Source organism: Streptomyces sp. SID11385 (genome assembly GCF_010548245.1).
Lineage (GTDB): Bacteria > Actinomycetota > Actinomycetes > Streptomycetales > Streptomycetaceae > Streptomyces.
Genome location: NZ_JAAGLR010001188.1, coordinates 1 through 4,202, shown reverse-complemented (window position 1 = coordinate 4,202; position 4,202 = coordinate 1). Strand labels below are relative to the sequence as shown.

Sequence of the window (4,202 nt, the reverse complement as noted above, 5' to 3'; positions counted from 1 at the left end):
CCGGGCCCCGAGGACACCGAGGACCTGCTGCGCCGCTACGGCGTCCCCGTGCTGCGCGCGCTCCCCGCGCCCGACGCCGACGCGGCGGCGCGCGCGGCGGAGGAACTGGGCTACCCCGTCGCGCTCAAGATCACCGCCCCGCACCTGCGCCACCGCCCCGACCTCGGCGGCGTCCGCCTCGACCTGGCGGACGAGAGCGACCTGCGCCGCGCCTACGCGGACCTCACCGCGCTGCTCGGCTCGCCCGCCGAACTGCGGCCCGTCGTGCAGTCGATGGCGCCGCGCGGCGTGGACACGGTGGTCCGGGCCGTCATCGACCCGGCGGCGGGTGCGGTGCTCTCCTTCGGGCTCGCCGGGGCACCCTCCGAACTCCTCGGCGACACGGCGCACCGCCTCGTCCCCGTCACCGACAGGGACGCGGCCGAGCAGGTCCGCTCGCTGCGCAGCGCCCCGCTCCTCTTCGGCTGGCGCGGCGCCGCGCCCGTCGACACGGACGCCCTCCAGGAGCTGATCCAGCGCGTGTCCCGCCTCGTGGACGACCACCCGGAGATCGTGGCGGTCTCCCTCGAACCGGTCGTCGTCGCGCCCCGCACGGTCCGCGTCCTCGGCGCGTCCCTCCGCCTCGCCCACCCCCCGGCGGTGGCCGACGAGGGACCGCGCAGGATGCCGATGTACTGAGGGCGCGGGCGATGGGGACCGACTGGTCGCGGCTGCCCGACAGCCGCCTGGAGTACGGACGCGTGCCGGCGCTCCTCGACCGGGTCGAGCGCGACGACGGCGACACCGCCGCGTGGGACGAGCTGGGGCACCGTCTCGCCCTGGAGCACGACCTCGTCTCACCCGCCGGCTTCGCGGCGCTGCCCCGCCTCGTACGCCTCGCGCCGTACAGCGCCCGGGCTCGCGGCCTGGCCGGGGAGACGGTCATGCGCGGCGCCGCGCACCACGGCTGCGACGACCTCTTCGAGGGCCTGGCCCCGGTGATCGCCGCGTTCGGCGACGTACTCGACTCGCACCTGCCCACACACCCCGCCGACTGGCTCGCGTGCCTCCGGTACCTCCTCGCGGTGTCCGCCACCTCTTCGGCACCGCCGAGTGCCCCCGGTGCCGCTCCCGCTTCCCGCTCGGCGCCGAGTACGCGCACGCCAACGGCCCCGTCCCGCCCGTAGCGCCGCTCCCGCGCCAGGACGAACCCCCACGGAGTGACCGGCCATGGCCCCCGCCCCCGTAGGATGGGCGCATGGCGAAGACCGGTACGACGACCCAGGGGCTGCGCGCGGCGATCGAGCGCAGCGGCTACTACCCGGCCCTCGTGGCCGAGGCCGTGGAGGCCGCGGTCGGCGGGGACCCCGTGGTGTCGTACCTGGTGCACCAGGAGACGACGTTCGACGCGAACGAGGTCCGCAGGCACGTCACCGTGCTCGTGCTCACCGAGCACCGCTTCATCGTGAGCCACACCGACGAGCAGTCCGCCGACGACACCTCGCCCACCCCGTACGCGACGACCTCCACCGAGTCCGTACGGATCGAGCGGATCTCCTCCGTCGTGACGAGCCGCGTCGTCGCCAACCCCGAGTCGTACACGCCCGGGACGCTGCCCCGCGAGGTCGTCCTCACGATCGGCTGGGGCGCCGTCTCCCGTATCGACCTGGAGCCCGCCGCCTGCGGCGACCCGAACTGCGAGGCCGACCACGGCTACACCGGCAGCTCCACCGCCGACGACCTGAGCCTGCGCGTGAGCGAGGCGGGCGACGGCCCCGAGACCGTCCGCGAGGCGCTCGCCTTCGCGCAGGCGCTCTCGAAGGCCACGGCGGCGCTCGGCGAGGGCCCCTCCGGGACCCGCCGCTGATGAGCGGGACACCCCCCACGCACCACACGGACTGGGACGCCTACGAGGCCCGGCAGAGCGGCGGACCGCACGCGTCCCGGTACGCCCCGGACCCCTACGCGCCGCTCCCGCTCTCCTCGGCCCTCGTGCCCGAGTACGGGAGCGGCAGCCTCGCCGACCTCCTCCCCACCCTCGCCGCGGGACTCGGCGTCCCCGGCTTCGCACCGGTCGTCGCCGAGCTGAGCCCGGCCGACCGCGCCTGTGTCTTCCTCGTCGACGGCCTCGGCTGGGAGCAGTTGCGCGCGCACCCCGACGAAGCGCCCTTCCTGCACAGCCTGCTCGGCACCTCGCGCGGCGGTACGGGCCGCCCCCTCACCTCCGGCTTCCCCGCGACGACCGCGGCCTCGCTCGCCTCGGTCGGCACCGGCACCGTGCCGGGGCAGCACGGGCTGCTCGGCTACGCGGTGCGCAACCCGGCGACGGGCGCGCTCATGAACCAGCTCCGCTGGCAGCCCTGGACCGACCCGACCGCCTGGCAGCCGCACCCCACCGTCTTCCGCGCCGCCGACGCGGCCGGCGTGCACACCGCCCAGGTCTCCGCCCCGCACTTCCGCGAGACGCCGCTCACCAAGGTCGCGCTCTCCGGCGGCACCTTCCACGGCCGCTTCACCGGCGAGGAGCGCATGGACCGCGCCGCCGAGGAACTGGCCGCGGGCGACCGGTCGCTCGTCTACACGTACTACAGCGAACTCGACGGCGCGGGGCACAAGTACGGCACGGGCTCGGACACATGGCGCGGCCAGCTCATGCAGGTCGACCGGCTCGTGGAGCGCCTGGCCGGTCAACTCCCGCCGCGCACCGCGCTGTACGTCACGGCGGACCACGGCATGGTCGATGTCCCGGAGGACCCCGAGAGCCGCGTCGACTACGACGAGGACTGGGAACTCGGCGCGGGTGTCGCCCTGTTGGGCGGCGAGGGCCGGGCGCGGCACGTGTACGCGCACCCGGGCGCGGCCGGTGACGTCCTCGCCGTGTGGCGCGAGGTCCTCGGGGACCGCTTCTGGGTCGCGAGCCGCGAAGAGGCCCTGGCCGCCGGGTGGTTCGGGCCGCCGGAGCGGTGCGAGGAACGGGTGCGCGCGCGGATCGGCGACGTCGTGGCGGCACCGCAGGGCCTCTCCGCGATCGTCGCGAGCGAGACCGAGCCGCGCGAGACGGCGCTCGTCGGGATGCACGGCTCGCTCACGGCGGCGGAGCAGTACGTGCCACTCATCGAGATCCGCACCTGAGACCGGGGCCGGGCCCTCGCCCCGCTCCGTCCCCGCCGTCCGCACGGTCCCCCGCAGGTCCCCGCCCCCGCCGGGCCCGCACCCGTGGCGTAGGGTCTGGGGTCGCCCCGGCGCGTACCGCCCCCGCCCGCACCGCCCGCCCCCGTACCACCGCCCCGCCCCACGCCCGGCGTCCCAGAAAGGCCCTGTCCGCTGATGTCCGAATTGGTTTTCTTCTCCGGGACGATGGACTGCGGAAAGAGCACACTGGCGCTCCAGATCGGCCACAACCGGTCGGCGCGCGGACTCCAGGGCGTGATCTTCACGCGGGACGACCGGGCGGGCGAGGGCAAGCTGTCCTCGCGGCTCGGGCTCGTCACGGACGCGGTCGAGGCGACCGAGGACATGGACCTCTACGGCTACCTCGTGGACCGGCTCTCCCGGGGCGGCAAGGCGGACTACGTCATCGTGGACGAGGCGCAGTTCCTCGCGCCGTGCCAGATAGACCAGTTGGCGCGCGTCGTGGACGAACTCCGGCTCGACGTCTTCGCGTTCGGCATCACGACCGACTTCCGCACGAAGCTGTTCCCCGGCTCGCAGCGGCTCATCGAACTCGCCGACCGGGTCGAGGCGCTCCAGGTCGAGGCGCTGTGCTGGTGCGGGGCGCGGGCGACGCACAACGCCCGTACGGTGGACGGCGAAATGGTGGTCGAAGGGGCGCAGGTCGTCGTCGGGGACGTCAACCGCCGTGCGGGCGAGGTCGGTTACGAGGTCCTGTGCCGCCGCCATCACCTGCGCCGCGTGACGAGCGCGACGGCGAAGGCGGGCGTGCGCTCCCCGGACGTCCTGCCGCTGCGGCAGGGCTGACACCCCGGAGACCGGTGCGGCAGGGCTGACAGGTCCTGCCGGTGCGCCGGGCCCGGCGCGGTTCAGCCGCGGGCGGCTTCCGTACGGACGAGGGCGAAGACCGCGCCCTCCGGGTCGGCGACCGTCGCCGTGCGCCCCCGCGTGCCCTCGGCGGGCTCCTCCACGACCTGGCCGCCGAGCGCGAGGACCCGCGCGCACGAGGCGGACACGTCGGCGACCTCGAAGCACGCGAGCCACCCGGCGCC

At 75.4% G+C, this 4,202-nt stretch carries 6 protein-coding genes; 5 read left to right on the top strand and 1 reads right to left on the bottom strand.

Annotated features, from left to right (window positions below):
* From G3I42_RS36620 to G3I42_RS36600, 5 genes are all read left to right on the top strand, one after another.
* Positions 1 to 678, top strand: a 678-nt coding sequence (locus tag G3I42_RS36620; protein WP_203607808.1) for an acetate--CoA ligase family protein, incomplete at its 5' end; no start/stop codon positions are given.
* A gap of 11 nt (positions 679 to 689) precedes the next feature.
* The gene (locus G3I42_RS36615) at positions 690 to 1,166 is read left to right on the top strand and encodes a hypothetical protein (RefSeq protein WP_164291958.1); all 477 of its coding nucleotides are present in this window, start codon (positions 690 to 692) and stop codon (positions 1,164 to 1,166) included.
* A 71-nt stretch (positions 1,167 to 1,237) separates the two neighbouring features.
* A complete protein-coding gene (locus G3I42_RS36610) occupies positions 1,238 to 1,846 on the top strand; it encodes a DUF5998 family protein (protein ID WP_164291957.1) in 609 nt (202 codons plus the stop codon).
* The gene (locus G3I42_RS36605) at positions 1,846 to 3,111 is read left to right on the top strand and encodes a nucleotide pyrophosphatase/phosphodiesterase family protein (RefSeq protein WP_164291956.1); all 1,266 of its coding nucleotides are present in this window, start codon (positions 1,846 to 1,848) and stop codon (positions 3,109 to 3,111) included. Before G3I42_RS36610 ends, G3I42_RS36605 begins: the two co-directional genes overlap by 1 nt.
* Before the next feature lie 195 nt (positions 3,112 to 3,306).
* Positions 3,307 to 3,957, top strand: coding sequence for a thymidine kinase (locus G3I42_RS36600; RefSeq protein ID WP_164291955.1), 651 nt, complete (start codon positions 3,307 to 3,309; stop codon positions 3,955 to 3,957).
* A 62-nt stretch (positions 3,958 to 4,019) separates the two neighbouring features.
* On the opposite strand, the gene G3I42_RS36595 is transcribed toward G3I42_RS36600, so the two are convergent.
* Positions 4,020 to 4,202, bottom strand: a 183-nt coding sequence (locus tag G3I42_RS36595; protein ID WP_343244761.1) for a VOC family protein, incomplete at its 5' end; no start/stop codon positions are given.